Annotated in this window: 15 protein-coding genes; 5 read left to right on the top strand and 10 right to left on the bottom strand. The window is 56.2% G+C overall.

Translation table 11 applies throughout. The features are described from left to right. Positions 1 to 16 precede the first annotated feature (16 nt). The 8 genes from lepB to rpoE all read right to left on the bottom strand — a co-directional run bounded on the left by lepB (position 17) and on the right by rpoE (position 9,963). A complete protein-coding gene (gene lepB / locus ACUN9X_RS14935) occupies positions 17 to 823 on the bottom strand; it encodes a signal peptidase I (RefSeq protein ID WP_445473606.1) in 807 nt (268 codons plus the stop codon). 11 nt (positions 824 to 834) lie between these two features. After that, complete coding sequence (gene lepA / locus ACUN9X_RS14930) at positions 835 to 2,634, bottom strand: translation elongation factor 4 (RefSeq protein ID WP_260034423.1); 1,800 nt, start codon at positions 2,632 to 2,634, stop codon at positions 835 to 837. A gap of 124 nt (positions 2,635 to 2,758) precedes the next feature. After that, positions 2,759 to 5,473 (bottom strand): bifunctional diguanylate cyclase/phosphodiesterase, encoded by a 2,715-nt coding sequence (locus ACUN9X_RS14925; protein WP_445473605.1) that lies wholly within the window; start codon positions 5,471 to 5,473, stop codon positions 2,759 to 2,761. A 148-nt stretch (positions 5,474 to 5,621) separates the two neighbouring features. Next, a complete protein-coding gene (locus tag ACUN9X_RS14920; protein WP_445473604.1) occupies positions 5,622 to 7,043 on the bottom strand; it encodes a DegQ family serine endoprotease in 1,422 nt (473 codons plus the stop codon). A 73-nt stretch (positions 7,044 to 7,116) separates the two neighbouring features. Then, positions 7,117 to 7,593, bottom strand: a complete 477-nt coding sequence (locus ACUN9X_RS14915; RefSeq protein WP_445473603.1) for a SoxR reducing system RseC family protein — start codon at positions 7,591 to 7,593, stop codon at positions 7,117 to 7,119. Further along, complete coding sequence (locus ACUN9X_RS14910) at positions 7,590 to 8,648, bottom strand: MucB/RseB C-terminal domain-containing protein (RefSeq protein ID WP_445473602.1); 1,059 nt, start codon at positions 8,646 to 8,648, stop codon at positions 7,590 to 7,592. The genes ACUN9X_RS14915 and ACUN9X_RS14910 overlap by 4 nt, the downstream gene beginning before the upstream one ends. 22 nt (positions 8,649 to 8,670) lie before the next feature. Continuing rightward, complete coding sequence (locus ACUN9X_RS14905; protein ID WP_445473601.1) at positions 8,671 to 9,279, bottom strand: sigma-E factor negative regulatory protein; 609 nt, start codon at positions 9,277 to 9,279, stop codon at positions 8,671 to 8,673. Between the two features lie 72 nt (positions 9,280 to 9,351). Beyond that, the gene (gene rpoE, locus ACUN9X_RS14900) at positions 9,352 to 9,963 is read right to left on the bottom strand and encodes an RNA polymerase sigma factor RpoE (protein WP_260034979.1); all 612 of its coding nucleotides are present in this window, start codon (positions 9,961 to 9,963) and stop codon (positions 9,352 to 9,354) included. 230 nt (positions 9,964 to 10,193) lie between these two features. Between rpoE and nadB the strand changes: the two genes are divergently transcribed. From nadB to ACUN9X_RS14875, 5 genes are all read left to right on the top strand, one after another. Continuing rightward, the gene (gene nadB, locus ACUN9X_RS14895; protein WP_445473600.1) at positions 10,194 to 11,801 is read left to right on the top strand and encodes an L-aspartate oxidase; all 1,608 of its coding nucleotides are present in this window, start codon (positions 10,194 to 10,196) and stop codon (positions 11,799 to 11,801) included. 18 nt (positions 11,802 to 11,819) lie between these two features. Continuing rightward, positions 11,820 to 12,074: an FAD assembly factor SdhE gene (locus ACUN9X_RS14890; protein WP_260034411.1), complete on the top strand. Its 255-nt coding sequence runs from the start codon at positions 11,820 to 11,822 to the stop codon at positions 12,072 to 12,074. Next, positions 12,058 to 12,531, top strand: a complete 474-nt coding sequence (locus tag ACUN9X_RS14885) for a hypothetical protein (protein WP_445473599.1) — start codon at positions 12,058 to 12,060, stop codon at positions 12,529 to 12,531. Before ACUN9X_RS14890 ends, ACUN9X_RS14885 begins: the two co-directional genes overlap by 17 nt. A gap of 13 nt (positions 12,532 to 12,544) precedes the next feature. Continuing rightward, a complete protein-coding gene (gene ygfZ, locus ACUN9X_RS14880; RefSeq protein ID WP_445473598.1) occupies positions 12,545 to 13,552 on the top strand; it encodes a CAF17-like 4Fe-4S cluster assembly/insertion protein YgfZ in 1,008 nt (335 codons plus the stop codon). 134 nt (positions 13,553 to 13,686) lie between these two features. Continuing rightward, complete coding sequence (locus ACUN9X_RS14875) at positions 13,687 to 14,520, top strand: HDOD domain-containing protein (RefSeq protein ID WP_260034406.1); 834 nt, start codon at positions 13,687 to 13,689, stop codon at positions 14,518 to 14,520. Positions 14,521 to 14,557: 37 nt separating this feature from the next. On the opposite strand, the gene ung is transcribed toward ACUN9X_RS14875, so the two are convergent. Both ung and lysS read right to left on the bottom strand, forming a co-directional pair. Next, entirely contained in the window at positions 14,558 to 15,316 is a 759-nt protein-coding gene (ung, locus tag ACUN9X_RS14870) for a uracil-DNA glycosylase (protein WP_445473597.1), read from the bottom strand. A 7-nt stretch (positions 15,317 to 15,323) separates the two neighbouring features. Continuing rightward, complete coding sequence (gene lysS, locus ACUN9X_RS14865) at positions 15,324 to 16,835, bottom strand: lysine--tRNA ligase (RefSeq protein ID WP_260034403.1); 1,512 nt, start codon at positions 16,833 to 16,835, stop codon at positions 15,324 to 15,326. Between the last annotated feature and the right edge of the window lie 13 nt (positions 16,836 to 16,848).

Raw genomic sequence — 16,848 nt, 5'->3', positions numbered from 1 at the left:
GCCGGGTAGCACAACATTAGTCGATCGACCCGACACGGCTAAAGCTTGGCAGGCTGGTCCAGGACTCTACGTGCATCCAGATCGCGAACGCCTTGCCAACAATCAGATGCTCCGGAACAGTGCCCCAGAAACGGCTGTCGTTACTGTTGTCACGATTATCACCCATCGCAAAGTACTCGCCTTCAGGAATCGGCCATTCACCCTCGCCGCGACGGCCATCCTGAGTCTTCACTAGCTGAATACTGTGATCAACATCACCCAGGTGCTCCCGGCGCAGCTCTTCGGCGCCCAACGTCGCGACATAGTCAGTCGCAATCAACTTATCATTGATATACAGCTTTTTGTCGTGATAACGCACCACGTCACCAGGCAGCCCGACAACACGCTTAATATAGTTGGTTTCACCATCCTTCGGGTATTTGAAGACCATCACGTCGCCTCGCTCGGGCTCACCGATATCGACAACTTTGGTACCGATAACCGGTAACCGGATGCCATAGGCAAACTTGTTCACCAGAATAAAATCCCCGACTTCCAGCGTTGGCAGCATTGACCCGGACGGAATCTGAAAGGGCTCTACCAGAAACGAGCGCAACACCAGCACAATCGCCAGTACCGGAAAGAACGAACGGCTCAACTCGACCAGATAGGGTTCGTCAGAGTCTTCCTCTGCTTCGGCTTCTGATTGCGCCACACTGGCGGCCTGAGGCGCTGCCGCCTGTTTTTCGAGCCTGCGAGAACGCAGAAACAGTATATCGGCCAGCCAAATAACCCCCGTCACGAAGGTCAGGATGACGAGGATAAGAGGAAAATCAATGTCCATTCAGCAAAGTCCTAGTTGTCGACGCGCAGTACAGCAAGAAACGCTTCCTGTGGCACCTCAACGTTGCCAAGTTGCTTCATGCGTTTTTTACCTTCTTTCTGTTTCTGCAACAGTTTCTTTTTACGGCTGACGTCACCGCCATAACATTTTGCCGTCACGTTCTTGCGCAGTGCTTTCACCGTCTGACGCGAAACCACCTGATTGCCGATCGCTGCCTGTATCGCAATATCGAACATCTGACGCGGAATCAGTTCTTTCATCTTCTCGATGACAGAGCGACCGCGGCGATGCGCGATCGCACGATGAACAATCAGCGCCAGCGCATCTACTCGCTCGCCGTTAATCAGGATGTCGAGACGCACCAGATCCGCCGCCTGAAAGCGATTGAAATGATAGTCGAGTGAAGCAAAACCGCGACTGGCAGATTTAACCCGATCAAAGAAATCGAGAACCACTTCCGCCATTGGCAACTCATAGGTCAACTGCACCTGACTTGACAGGAACAGCATATTTTTCTGGACGCCGCGCTTTTCTTCGCAAAGCGCAATCACGTTGCCCAGATGTTCCTGCGGTACAAGAATGTTGGCCTCAACGATCGGCTCCCGCATCTCTTCAATGCTGCCGATATCCGGCAGACGCGAAGGGTTATCCACATGCAGGATTTCATTCTGTTTATTGAGAACTTCGTAGACAACAGTCGGGGCTGTGGTGATCAGATCCAGATCGTATTCGCGCTCAAGGCGCTCCTGGACGATCTCCATGTGCAGCATGCCGAGGAAGCCACAACGGAACCCAAGCCCCAGCGCATCGGAATTTTCCGGCTCGAAGAACAGCGACGCGTCGTTCAGCGTCAGCTTTTCAAGAGCATCACGGAAGTCGTCGTAATCATCAGACGTTACCGGGAACAGACCGGCATAAACCTGAGGTTTTACTTTCTTGAAACCGGGAACGGGCGCTGTATCCGGTGTTTTTTGATGGGTGATGGTGTCACCAACCGGCGCGCCATGAATATCCTTGATACCGGCGACTACAAACCCAACCTCGCCGGTACCCAATATGCCGGTATCAGTGGGCTTGGGCGTAAAAATACCCACTCGATCGGCGCTCCAGGCCTTACCGGTCGATTTGATCAGGATCTTGTCACCCTTGCGCAGCGTGCCCTGACGGACTCGGACAAGCGACACAACACCAAGATAGTTATCAAACCAGGAATCAATAATCAGCGCCTGCAACGGACCGTCAATATCGCCCTCAGGCGGCGGCACCAGACGAATCAATTCCTCCAGCACCTCTTCGACACCCATACCGGATTTCGCACTGCAACGCACCGCGTCTGCAGCCCCGATACCGATAATGTCTTCGATCTCCTGCGCCACACGCTCCGGTTCTGCCTGCGGCAGATCCATCTTGTTCAGAACAGGCACAACTTCCAGCCCCTGCTCAATTGCGGTGTAGCAGTTCGCTACAGACTGAGCTTCAACGCCCTGCCCGGCATCCACCACCAGCAGCGCGCCTTCACAGGCAAAGAGTGAACGAGACACTTCATAGGAGAAATCGACATGGCCCGGCGTGTCGATCATGTTCAGCTTGTATTCGATACCGTCGCGAGCCTTGTATCTCAGCGTAACGCTCTGAGCCTTGATGGTGATGCCGCGCTCACGCTCCAGATCCATGGAATCCAGCACCTGGGCTGCCATTTCCCGGTCAGTCAGGCCTCCGCAGACCTGAATAAAGCGGTCAGCCAGAGTGGATTTTCCGTGATCGATATGGGCGATAATGGAAAAGTTACGGATGTGGCTTAGCTCAGTCACAGAATCAGGATACTCACGTCAGAAAAAGTGTCCGGTGCGCAGAAAAATACTGCAGCGGCGTTGGGAGCGCTGATTTTACCGGTTAAGCCTGACTAATGCCATGACCCTGCCGAATCAAAGCACCTTAGTTGCAGCGTTCTTGCTGGCGCACCAGAAACCCTATCAGGGCATCCTCGTCCAGCGGATAACTGAACAGATTGCCCTGCGCCTGGGCACAGCCCGCCGAGCGCAGGAAGCTCAGCTGCTGCGGCGTCTCAACGCCTTCAGCGACCACTGTCAGGTGCAGCTTGTGCGCCAGCGCGATAACCGCAGAGGTTACATCAGTGGAACTGGCGTTATAGGGAATGTCCCGGATAAACACCTGATCGATCTTGACCGCATCAAGCGGCAGCTGCTGCATAGCCGCCAGCGAACAGCTACCCGCTCCGAAATTATCCAGAATCAGATAGACGCCAATATCATGCAGCGCACCCAGCAAATGCTGGAGCACCTCGATATCCTCGTTGAGCAGCGCTGACGGCAAATCCAGCTCCAGCCGTTTCGGCTCAACGCCCGTTTCAGTAATCACCTGGCGGAACATTTCGATAAACCGGGGATCCGTCACCTGCCGGGTCGACATGTTCACGGATATTCGCAGGTCTTCAAAACCGGCACGTTCCAGGGCCTGAATCTGGATACAGGCCTGTCGCAGCGCCATCTCGCCCAGACGGATAATCAGCCCTGACTCTTCAGCAAGCTGGATAAACTGGCTCGCCGACACCATTCCGCGCTCAGGATGCTGCCAGCGAAGGAACGCCTCAACGCCGAGAACCTTGTCCTGAACGAGGTCAAATTTGGGCTGGTAGTGCAGCACAAAACAATCGGCATCCAGTGCGTTGCTGAGCTCTTCCTGCTGCAGCATGCGCCGGGCCGCCTGGATGTTCATTGACGGCGTAAAGAACTGCACGTTATTGCGACCGCACTCTTTCGCACGGTACATCGCGAGATCGGCATACTTCATCAGCACGCCCGGGTCTTCGCTGTCATAGGGAATCATCGCCAGCCCGATGCTGACCGTAATCCCGACTTCGTGCTCGCCAAGCCGGACACGCTGACACAACCGGCGCAAAATAGCATCGGCGACCGTGCGCGCGGCGTCCGGCCCGGCAACCGTCGACAGCAATACCACAAACTCATCACCACCAAGGCGCGCTACCGAGTCTTCTTCGCGCACACAGCCCGTGAGCCAACCCGCAACCGTTTCCAGCAACTGATCGCCAACATCGTGACCAAGGGTATCGTTTATGCGCTTGAAGCCATCCAGATCAAGAAACATCAACGCCGCGGCCTCACCGCTGCGCTTGCTGCGACGCACGACGTGAGCGAGCCGGTCTTTAAACAGCTGACGGTTGGCCAGCCCGGTTAGCGGATCGTAAAATGCAAGACGGTGAAGCTCTGCCTGCGCCGCCTTCAGTTCGGTCAAGTCACGCAAACTGACCACCACGCCATTAACGCCTGGCACATCCATCATCGCGGTGTATGCGCCCTCCATATCCCGCCACACGCCGTGCTGGTCGCGAATCCGCGCATGCACCACCGGCAAGGCCTTGCCCGGCTCTGATAGCGCCTGGTCAAAACACTGCTGCAATTGCGGCCAGTCGTCCGGATGGACCTGAGCTTCAAGCTCCGGCATCGGCATTTTGGCAGGCTCGATTCCAAGAATGGTTTCACAGGAGGGGCTGATGTACTTGACGCTTCCCTGACGATTCAGGATCAGCGTGATGTTACTGGCACCTTCGGTGATCGCGCGATAGCGACCCGCATTCACCTGGGCCAACATCCGGGACCGGATCATCGCCAGCGAGAATGCAAACAGGAGCAAGCTGATCAAAACACCGGAGATCACGACAATCAGCGGTCGTGGATCCGACGCAAGAAAATCAAATGCCGGAGTCGTTCGGGTCTGCAAAAGCCAGGTACGGCCGCCGTGGGACACCTTCTGGCTCATTTCGAAAGTGTAGTCATCATCCAGTGAACCAAGGTTTGAGCCATACATCAGTGCGTCTTTGATCGCCACGTCACTGTCATAGATGCGGACATCAAGGAAGGGGGAAATCAGACCAACAATGCCGTCCATCAGGTTATTCACGCGAAAGGCACTGAACACGAATCCGCGCAGACGACTGCGCCGTTCAGCCATGATCTGGGGAACAGAGTCGCCCTCATAAACAGGAAAATACATCAGGAAGCCCGCTTGTTCGTCGTCCACTTCTTCCTGCACCAGGACGACTTTTCCGGTCATGGTTGCCTCGCCGGTATCCCGTGCGGCTTCCATTGCAATGCGGTGGGCCGGATCACCAAAGGCGTCGTAGCCGTATGCCCGCCGGTTGCGCTGGGTACTGGGTTCGAGAAAAACAATGGGATGATATTCGGCGCGAATGCCGGCAGGATTGACAAGATAATCGGGCAGGCCCTGTTCCCGTATACGTTTGACGAAGCTGACGACGTCGTCACCTTCCACCCTGGCGGTATAACCAATACCTTGTATACCCGGGTAGTAGCGGTTGATATCGAGTTTGTTTACGTACAGTCGCCAGTCATCGCGCCCCACCAGATCCGCAACAGCGAACAGACCAGCACTGCCGGCCAGAACCTGCTCGTAATTGAGCAACCTTTCCTCAATGGCGGTTTTTAATTGCAGAGACTGGGTTTTGAAATGGGCTTCGGTGCGGTCTGCAACCAGAATGATCGAGAATCGCCAGGCTATCACCGTCAGCACCAGCGCAATCAACAAGACTAGCCAGGCAATACGGGACTGGCGCGGCCGCAACAGCTGACCCAGAGTCACATCCTTTGTCATTATTACTATCCATAGCTTCAACCGGGGCAGGACATCATCGTTTGTCCCGTAAGAACCATGGATTATAGCAAAAACCCGTAGCGTACACAGGCGCTACGGGTTTTTACTGATGAGACATCAATACTCTCATCACGGACGCGAGCAGGACTTATTGGCCCGTCTTGATCACCAGGAAGGTGGACTGACCTCCCCTGACAACCAGCACCGGCACCGCTTTACCTTTAGGCAAGTCACCGGCGATCCGATTGAAATCTTTCACCGATGTGACCGGTTCATTATTGAGTTTACGGATAATATCGTTGGGGCGAATGCCCGCGTCCAGCGCAGGACCCGGCCCTACATTTTTTACTACAACGCCTTCCTGAATGCTGAGCTGCTCGCGTTGCTCGTCAGTCAGTGCCGACACGGAAAGGCCGAGCGGCCCGCTGGCCGGGCTCGGAGACGGTGTATTCTCAGATGCCATCTGGCGATCCTCCGGCAACTCGCCAATCGTCACTTCCAGCGTTTTTTCATCGCCGTCGCGAAGCACCAACAGTTCAACCGTATCGTTCAGGCGCGTGCGCCCCACCATCGGTGGCAAATCAGAGGACAAGTTAATATCGTGATCCTGGTACTCAAGAATGATGTCACCAGGCTGCAGACCAGCGGCTTCGGCGGGAGAATCCGGCAGAACCTCAGCTACCAGCGCACCGCGCGGACGACTCAGACCGAAGGATTCCGCGAGATCCCGATTCACTTCCTGAATCAGCACACCCAGCCAGCCGCGGGATACAAAGCCATGATCGCGAATCTGGTCGAAAACGTTCATTGCCACATCAATTGGAATCGCAAACGAGACGCCCATAAAACCGCCAGAGCGGGTATAAATCTGCGAGTTAATGCCGATAACCTCGCCGTCAAGATTGAACAGCGGACCGCCAGAATTGCCCGGGTTGATCGCAACATCCGTCTGGATAAACGGTACGTAGTTTTCTGATGGGAGGGAGCGACCAATGGCGCTGACAATTCCCGCCGTCACGGTGTAATCGAAACCGAACGGAGAACCGATGGCGAAAACCCATTCGCCTTGTTCCAATTCGCTGGAGTGCCCCATCTGAACAACCGGCAGATCCTCGCCTTTGATCTTGAGGACAGCGATGTCGGATCGTGGATCAACCCCTACAACTTCGGCGCTGAGTTCACGACGGTCACTCAGACGAACCAGAATCTCATCAGCCCCATCAATCACGTGGTTATTGGTCAGGACATATCCGTCCTTGGAGACGATAAAGCCTGACCCCATTGAACTGAGTTGCTGCTGTCCGCCCGGCTGACCGCCGCCACCCGGACCATTGGGGCCTTCAAAAAAGTGCCTGAAAAAATCGGGCATCTGATCAAGCTGACGCTGATCAAACGGCAAACCACCGCGACGGCCTTCAGTCTTCTGGGTCGTGCTGATATTCACCACCGCAGCGGAGTTATCTTTAACCAACCCGGTAAAGTCCGGCAGTTCCGCCCTTGCACCAGTTGCCACCAGCATCATGAGCGCGACAAAAGGTGCAAACCACAGTTTCAGGTTCTTTTTAGGCATGCTTTACTCCATTTGGCGAATAAAAACGAAATATCTGATATCAACAAAAATTGATCCCCGCAGGTGCAGCCGGTCAGCCTGACAACGGGGTGTCGATCACTGAGCCGGTGACCGCCTCAGCGGCTGCCTTCAACATCACAGGCTGAAAGCGGTCGTCATGCCGGTCGCGCCTGGATAACACAAACAACAATCCAAGCCCCGCTCCCAGCCCCAGCAAACCGCCACCGATAGTCGCAGGCTCCGAGCCGGGCCAGATCGCTGCCGCCAGCAATGCAAAAACCACCAGACCGACCAATGGAATCGCATATACCCGCAATGAGGCTTTGAGTAACTGGGATTCTTCGATGCCAATCACCACTGACTGGCCCACCGCGGCATTCAGTGTGTTGCGCACCCGCACCTGATTGGCCTTACCGTCAGAGATACTGGCTAATGCTTTCTGGCCGCAGCCCTTACGGGCGCTGCAGCTACCGCATGTGCTTTGGCGGATGGTCTGGACCCAGACTTGATCGCCGTCTACCGCGACAACCGTGCCGGTTTCTTCAATCATGGCGCCATCCCGGTTGCCAGATGACTACTGTTTTCGGGTTCCAGCGACACCGAATTGGCAACCTCGACGGCAGTCTTCGGCGGAATTTCACCAACGACAGTCACCAGCACCTGACGCTGTCCATCTTTGAGATTGCGCATAAAGACCGTCGTCGCACCGATGCGCGAAATGCCGGTCGGCATCCGCATATCGCCAACGGGTGTCACAAATACAGAGAAGGATGCCAGGCCATCAGAGAATGACACCGCCTGCCCCCGGGGTTCCTCAGACGAAGCTGACGCTTCAAAGCCCTGCGGGTGCCACCCCAGTTTCCAGCCAATCGTAACCTGCTGGGCGGCGTCCGGTGCCGGTTTGGCTTTGGTTTCAATATTAAAGGTACGCGCAGGCGCCGCAGACTGAATCTCGAACTCTTTGTCCGGGATATCCGGTGCAAGATCGAGCACTGTAAACTGGAAGCGCTCCAGAATATCGTTCTGAGCCGTGCGCACCTGACTCTTCACCAACAGGCCGGTATTTTTTTCAAGCCACAGGCGATATTGATAGCGGTGCATATCACGCGGACTTAACGCCACCACAACCGCTTCATGACCTGCTACACGATCATCGTCCAGCATGCGGGCGACATACCAGCGTTTGAAAGGCATCAGTTTGTCGGTGAAAGCCCCGGAGAAAGGACCGGAAGGAAGAATAGCGTCCAACTGGATATTGGCATGCGACGGCAGCACACAGTACACCCGGCCACCACGGCGCACAATTTCACCCTGAGCGCCATCCTGGATCACCAGGCGCTCCTGCACCTGCCCATCTCGAAACCGATGCGCGATGCGCATGGAGCTGACCTGCTCACCCCGACTGTAAACAAACACTCCGCGATAACTGGTGGTATTCAGCGCCGGCCCCAACTTCTCGAGCCAGGCCTCGGCTTGGTCCTGTGAATCTGCGGCACTGACATGGGGTACCAGGCATAACGTCAGCAACGCCATACAGGCTGCCACCCATCTCACTCCGGGCCGCTTGGCCGGCGTGCTTGTGGCATAACGCGGTGCTGCAACCATGTGCACAACTCTCCGAACCTGATCAGTATCCAACGGTTGACGCACTCGCCACCCGGGCATACCCCATTGAACCGTACCCCATACCCACGCTGTTATGTTGTGCGTGCTCCAGCAAATAACGACTCATCCGCTCGCGTTGCCGCGCATCGAGGCCCTGCAGCGCAATTTCAGGCACTCCAGCCTTGTTTGTCGCCACCTTGCCGAGACCGAGGCTGTCGGCACCCGAACCGTTCGACGCATCCGGTTCAGCACTCAAAGCGAGTTCCGCCGATGCTTCCGGGCTGGAGAAGCCCCACTGGGAACCTGCGCCGAATCCCACCAGCAACGCAAACGAAACGGCAGCGACCGCAGACCAACGCGCTGACCGGGATTGCACCTGCCGTGCCTGCGGAGTCGCAACAGCAACAGATGTCGCTGTTTTTTCGCTCAATGCATCCTGTACCGCCGCACTGACATCCAGGGTCGCAAATGCGCGCCGGTCATCGTGCATCAGGCTTTGCATACTCTGCCAGCGCTGCCATTGCTGACGCACCTCAGGTAATTCCGCCCGGGACAGCAGTCTGCGAATGGCAAGCTCATCGGCCTGATCATCCATCATGGCTGACAGCGTCTCTTTTAGACGATCATCCATTGCTACACCTCAAATCAGTCCACTCTGTCTGTACTGTCGAAAACGGGGCGTTTTCCCCGCATCGCATGTGCATCATTCATTACTCATCAGCGGTGCCAGTTCCCGGTCAACTGCATCGCGGGCCCTGAAAATCCGCGATCGTACCGTGCCAATCGGGCACTCCAGAATGCGGGCGATGTCCTCATAGCTCAGGCCATCGTATTCCCGCAACAGCAAGGCCGAACGTAACTCTTCGGGCAGAGCGCCGATCGCTTTCTGCATCACCTGATACATTTGCTCCCGCTGAAGCAGTTTTTCTGGCGTTGCGCCATCCCGTAGCCAATCACCAGCATCGAGCCGTTCCGCATCATCAGCCTCCACACTACCCCGGGGGCGACGACTGCGTGACTCCAGAAAATTCTTGGAGGTGTTCACCGCAATGCGATAGAGCCAAGTATAAAAGGCGCTGTCGCCACGGAACCGCTCAATCGCCCGAAAAGCTTTGACGAAGGTTTCCTGCGTCAAATCGAGCACATCCTGCGGATCACTGGAATAGCGGCTGACAATCGACGCAACCCGGGATTGGTACTTGAGCACCAGCACATCGAAGGCTGACTTGTCGCCGCGCTTGACCCGCTGAACCAGTTGCTGGTCGGTCTCGCCATCAGCCGGCGTCTGTGCTGGATTTTCAGTTACCGGGGTCATGACGGTGTGCGTGCCTGTATCGGATTGCGTCGCTAATCGGGGTCGCTCCCGGCCTTCGCCTGCCAGCTCTTGATTCTGCACCGGCGCGGCCGGAAATGGCAATCTGGATAACGTCATGCTGCAGTCCTGTTCGCACGTTCTTGTGGAGCCTACACCCTTATGGCCAAATAGACAGCAGCTCTAAAGTTTAGTTCAATAGCCCCCACATTATGGCCCGCGATACGGAACAGATGCCACAGTCCCACAAATACGATGTGCTCATTATTGGTAGCGGTGCCGCTGGTCTTTCAGTCGCTCTTAACCTGCCACGCCACCTGAAAACAGCCGTCATCAGCAAGGGCGAGCTCGCCAGCGGTTCAACACTGTGGGCTCAGGGGGGCATCGCGGCAGTGCTCGATGACGAAGACAGCATCGAGGAACATATTCAGGATACGCTGGCAGCCGGCGCTGACCTGTGTCATGAAGATGCCGTGCGTTTCACCGTCGAGCACGGGCGGGAAAGCATCGAATGGCTTATCGAGCAGGGCGTTGCCTTTACTCGCGACGACACTGAAGACAAGTACCACCTCACACGTGAAGGCGGACACAGCAGGCGGCGTATCATCCACGCCGCCGACGCCACCGGCCATGCGGTATCCCAGACACTGAGTGACCGCGTTCGCAGCCTGCCCAATGTGGAGATACTTGAGCAACGGGTGGCTGTGGATCTCATCACCCACCGCAAGCTGTCACTTCCCGGCAACCGATGTGTCGGTGCCTATGTGCTCAATATCGAAGACAGCCATGTCGAACTTTTCTCAGCCCGCTTTGTGGTAATCGCCACCGGCGGATCAAGCAAAGCCTATCGCTATACCAGCAATCCGGATGGCGCTTCCGGCGATGGCATCGCGATAGCCTGGCGTGCAGGCTGCCGCGTTGCCAACATGGAGTTCAACCAGTTCCATCCGACCTGCCTCTATCACCCTCATGCCAAATCGTTTCTGATCACCGAAGCGGTGCGCGGAGAAGGCGGACGCCTGCTACTGCCTGACGGCTCTACATTCATGGAACGCTTTGATCCCCGCGGCGAACTTGCACCCCGTGATATTGTGGCTCGCGCCATAGACCATGAGATGAAGCGACTGGGCGCAGACCACCTGTATCTGGACATCAGCCACAAACCCGCAGACTTCATCAAATCCCACTTCCCGACAATTTACGAGAAGTGCATCGAATTTGGCGTGGATATCACCCGCTCTGCGATTCCAGTCGTACCGGCGGCACACTACACCTGCGGTGGTGTCATGACCGACGTCAAAGCGCGCAGCGACGTCAATCAGCTCTACGTTGTTGGCGAGGCGGCGTTTACCGGCCTGCACGGCGCCAATCGCATGGCCAGCAATTCACTGCTCGAATGCCTGGTCTATGGCAAAGCTGCAGCAGACGACATAGCCCGCACTGACGCCGACATTCCGGAACCCCCAACGGCACCGGCATGGGATGAAAGTCAGGTCAGGGACTCCGACGAGGATGTGGTCATCTCCCACAATTGGGATGAGCTGCGTCACTTTATGTGGGACTATGTCGGCATTGTCCGCACCACCAAGCGCCTGCAGCGCGCCAAGCACCGCGTGGATCTTCTGGGCAGGGAGATCGGCGAGTTCTACAGCAACTACCGTGTTTCAAACGACTTGCTGGAACTGCGAAATCTGGTTACCGTGGCCGACCTGATTATCTGCTCGGCGCTGCAACGGCGTGAAAGCCGCGGGCTGCACTATACGCTGGACTACCCCGGCCTGCTCCACGAAGCAAAAGATACCATCCTGACGCCTACAACGTTTCGCACCCGGGCGCCCTGATTTTTCCGAGGTTTATCCATGGCACATGACACCGACTACAAGCGCCTATACTGGCACAGCCGACGCGGCATGCTGGAACTGGACGTTCTGCTGATCCCGTTTCTCGAGGAAGTTTTCCCTGGACTTCCCGAGGAAGACAAAGCCCGCTATCGCAAGCTTCTCGAATGCGAAGACACGGACATATTTGAATGGTTCATGCAGCGCGGCGAGCCAGACGACCCTGAACTCAGGATTATCGTCAAAAAGATCCTCAACCGTGTACAACCGGATTGATCTGACGCTCAGGCCCTGCCGTGGCATCGCGATTGCGGCACTCGGTTTCTGGGCCTTACTGTTTGCAACTTTTGCCACCATTGGAATGGTGTACACCATTTACGGCGCCGCCGGCGCACTCCTGCTGATCCCCTCTTTCGTCAGGGCGACACAGACGGGGCTTCTGGGCCGCGGCTCCCAACCCGTTGCCTCACTGCAGGTGCGTCACGGCACCCTGTCTGTTGTCTTACATAATGGAGAGTCGCGGGCGGTGACTGTCGATGGCGCTAGCCGGCTATATGCGTCACTGGCGCTCTTGAAATTGAACGACGCCACCACCACTCATACCGAATACACCGTCATGCTGAGTCAGCTGCCTGGCCTGAGGAATGTCGATCCGGAAACGTTTCGATGCATGAGAGTCTGGCTGCGCTTCGCCAGCCAGTCCCCTCAACGCAACCTCGAACCCGCTGCCTGACAGGAGAGTTTTTATGCCTGAAGCGACTACACCGGCCATATCCGACTTATCACCGCCTGCGCATCACAACTGCCCTGAGAGCGGTATTGTGGAATTGCCGGGCACCGCCCTGTTCCGGGTTAGCGGAAAAGACCCACGGAAATTCCTTCACGGGCAGCTCACCCAGAGCCTGGACGAGGTGACGGAGAGCCAATCCCGCCGTGCCGCCGCCTGCAACCCAAAAGGCCGGGCCTACGCCCTGATGCTGCTGGCAGACGTCGACGGTGACATTGTGCTATCGCTGCCACGCTCGATTGCCGGGGACGTGACCACGCACCTGCAGAAATTCCTGATGCTGTTCCGCGGTACCTCAATGGAAGAACTCAGCGATGCGCGCGTATTCGGTATCCGGGGCGATGAGCTTGTAGCCCAACTGTCAGACAAGGCGGCCACACTGGCGGCACCTGGGGACTCTCTATCGGTGCCGTCCGGTAAGCTGATTCGGGTCATGCCCACCGCAGAAGGCTGCCCCCGTTATGAATACTGGCAGCTTGCACCCAATGACGCGCTACAGGACGATATTGCTCAGGACAAACTCACGATTAACGAGTCGGATTGGCGTGCCGGAAATATTGCCGCCGGCATCCCCGAACTTGAACCCGCGATCGCATCGCAATACGTGCCACAGATGCTCAACTGGCAACACCTGGACGGCATTCACTTCAAAAAGGGCTGCTATACCGGTCAGGAGGTGATTGCTCGCATGCATTATCTGGGGCAACTCAAGAAAAGCATGTTTCGCCTGAAGCTCGAGAGTATCGACAGCGCTCCGGTTGCCGGCGCCGGTATTCTTGCTGGCGACAAAAACGTTGGCGAAGTGGTTAACAGCGTGATGTTCGACAATGGTGACTGCGAGGTACTGGCTGTTATCAAGCATGCGGCGCTGGCATCACAACCCTGGACGCTGGAAGGCAGCAGCCATTCATTTACACCCATGCCACTGCCCTACACCGTGCCGGAGCAGAGCAACAGCGACGACTAAAGTTGCTTTGCGACAAGATTCAGATACGTTTTGTGACGGGCTAAACGGCAAAAATTTGCTATAACTGAAGATCAATAACTCTTACGGGGTAACAAACATAACCCCAACGACGTTTAGGATGGAATGATCCCGATATGGCAACTATCTCTGAAACCCTGAAGCAAGACATTATTGCAGCTCTTGAGGCGGATAAACTGGTCTTGCCCACCCTGCCTGAAGCTGCACTGCAGGTGCGGGAGATTGCCGAATCTGAGGACTCCTCTATCCAGGATCTGGTCAAGGTCATCAGCACCGACACGGCTCTTTCGGCGCGCCTGATACGTGTCTGTAACAGCCCGCTGTTCCGCGGGGCGCGTCAAATTGAAAACCTGACAATGGCCGTCAGCCGCTTGGGCATGGCCTACACCAGTAACCTGGCGATGGGGCTGGCAATGGAGCAGATGTTCCAGGCCACCTCCGAAATGATCGACAAGCGTCTGCGGGCAACCTGGCAAACCAGCACTGAAGTGGCCGGTATCTGTCACGTGTTGGCACAGCACTACACGCGGCTGAAGCCCGACCAGGCAACCCTCGCCGGGCTTGTCCATCTGATCGGTGTTCTGCCGATTCTTCGCCATGTGGAAGACCATGACATTCAGATCAGTAGCGACATGCTAGACAACGTCATTGACGAACTGCATGCCGACATTGGGGTGCGGATTCTTAAAAAATGGGACTTCCCCGAGGAACTTCAGGCTGTGCCCCGGGAATTTACCCACTTCACCCGCGAAGTTCCCAAAGCGGACTATGCCGATCTGGTTATGGTCGCAAACCTTCAACTTGTGGTGGGCTCGGAGCATCCTTTCTGTGAGATGGACTGGACGACTATCAGTGCATTTGATCGCCTTGGACTTGACCCGAATATCGACATGAGTGAAGAAGAGGACCTCAACGCTGAGATGGAAGCTGCCATGGCGCTGCTGCAATAAACAATGCCAACTGATGGTAGTAATAAAAAAGGACCGCTCAGCGGTCCTTTTTAGTATCTGTCCTTGCCTCATAGCGAGAGACAAGTGTTGCCTCATCGGGCAACCGCCAATCTATCGGCGCTCGTCCTTTTGCCACGAGCCAGTCGTTCGCCTGCCGAAAATGACCACAGCCGAAAAAGCCCCGGTAGGCGCTCAGTGGAGACGGGTGTGGCCCCTGCAGCACCAGATGCTTTTCGCGATCGATAATGCGGCCTTTCTTTTGCGCGTAGCTCCCCCACAAAATGAAGACAACATTTTCCGCTCCGGCATTAAGTTGCTCAATAACCCGATCGGTAAACACTTCCCAACCTTTACCCTGATGCGCGCCTGCCCGTCCCTGTACAACGGTCAACACGCTGTTCAGGAGCAACACGCCCTGTTCTGCCCAGGGTTGCAGGCAGCCGTGGTCAGGTGTGGTGAAATCGGCTTCTGATTCCAGCTCTTTGAAAATATTGACCAGTGAAGGCGGTGTCCGCACGCCCGGCCGCACACTGAAACAAAGACCGTGAGCCTGACCCGGGCCGTGATAGGGATCCTGACCGAGAATCACGACCGACACCTTATCGAAAGGCGTGGAATTCAGCGCATTGAAACAGTGCTGACTGGCCGGAAACAGTGTCTTACCGGCCTCTTCTTCCGCCGCCAGAAAATCAGCCAGCGACTGCATATAAGGCTGGTCAAACTCCGGATCGAGCCGCTCTCGCCAGCCGCGACCCGGTTTGAGCTGCTGACGCAATCCGTCTGCTGCAGCACTCATCCTTCGATCAACCTTTTTCCGGGCGCATAGCCGGGAACAGGATCACGTCGCGGATTGACGGGGAATCCGTCAGCAGCATTGCCAGGCGATCGATACCGATGCCTTCACCTGCGGTCGGCGGCAAGCCAAATTCCAGCGCCGTGACATAATCTTCGTCATAGAACATCGCTTCGTCATCACCGGCTTCTTTTTCGGCAACCTGCTCGCGGAAACGCTCAGCCTGATCTTCGGCATCGTTAAGCTCCGAAAATCCGTTGGCAATCTCACGGCCACCGACAAAGAACTCGAACCGCTCGGTCACGAATGGATTGGCGTCCTTGCGGCGCGCCAGTGGCGAGACTTCCGTCGGGTATTCGGTAATGAACGTCGGCTGCATCAGGCGGTGCTCGACAGTTTTCTCGAAAATTTCGATCTGCACCTTGCCCAGGCCCCAGCCTTTTTTCAGCGGGATCCCCATATCCGAGGCAATTTTACGTGCAGACTCGTCGTCATTGATCTGCTCTGCGCTGATGTCCGGGTTGAACTTGAGAATCGACTCAACAACGGTCAGACGCGCAAACGGCGTGCCGAAGTCGTATTCAATGGTTTCGGTTTCCCCATCCGCCAACACCTTGGTGTTCACGACGATCGGCGTGCCCAGCACCGTTTGTGCGGTCTCACGCAGCATGGCTTCAGTCAGATCCATCAGATCGTTGAAATCAGCATAGGCCTGATAAAACTCCAGCATGGTGAACTCGGGGTTGTGGCGCGTCGACAGCCCCTCGTTGCGGAAGTTGCGGTTGATTTCGAATACCCGCTCAAAGCCGCCGACAACCAGGCGCTTGAGATACAGTTCCGGCGCGATACGCAGGTACATATCGATATCCAGCGCATTGTGATGCGTCATAAAAGGACGCGCCGTTGCGCCACCCGGGATCACCTGCAGCATCGGGGTTTCCACCTCGATAAAATCACGCTGGGTGAAGAAGTTGCGGATGCAGCTGATAATTTTCGACCGCGCCTGAAATACCCGACGGGTATCTTCATTTACCATCAGATCCACATAACGCTGACGATAGCGCGCTTCGGTATCGGTCAGGCCCTTGTGCTTCTCGGGCAATGGACGCAATGACTTGGTCAGCAAAACGTAATGATCCATGGCGACATACAGGTCACCCTTGCCTGACTTGCACAGCGTACCGCGCACACCGATAACATCACCAAGATCCCAGTGGCGGGTGTCTTTCTGGACATCCTTGGTGGCATAGACCTGAATCCGCCCGGTCATGTCCTGCAGCACCTTGAACGCCTTGCGATCCAGCATCAAACGACCGGCAACCGCCACTTCCAGACCCAGTTCTTCCAGCTCTTCCTTGGTTTTGTCGCCGTGTGCTGCAAGCAATGCCGCTGCGGTACTGTCGCGACGGAAATCGTTCGGAAAGGGATTCCCCTGCTCGCGCAGCTCGGCCAGTTTGGCGCGGCGCTCGGCGATCAGTTTGTTCTCATCCTGCGGCACTGAATTCTGGGTCTGGTCTGTCATGATCTCTCGCTAG

Source organism: Marinobacter sp. V032 (assembly GCF_052645435.1).
The sequence above is the reverse complement of the archived record's forward strand: the minus strand, read 5'-3'. Positions and strand labels throughout refer to the sequence as shown.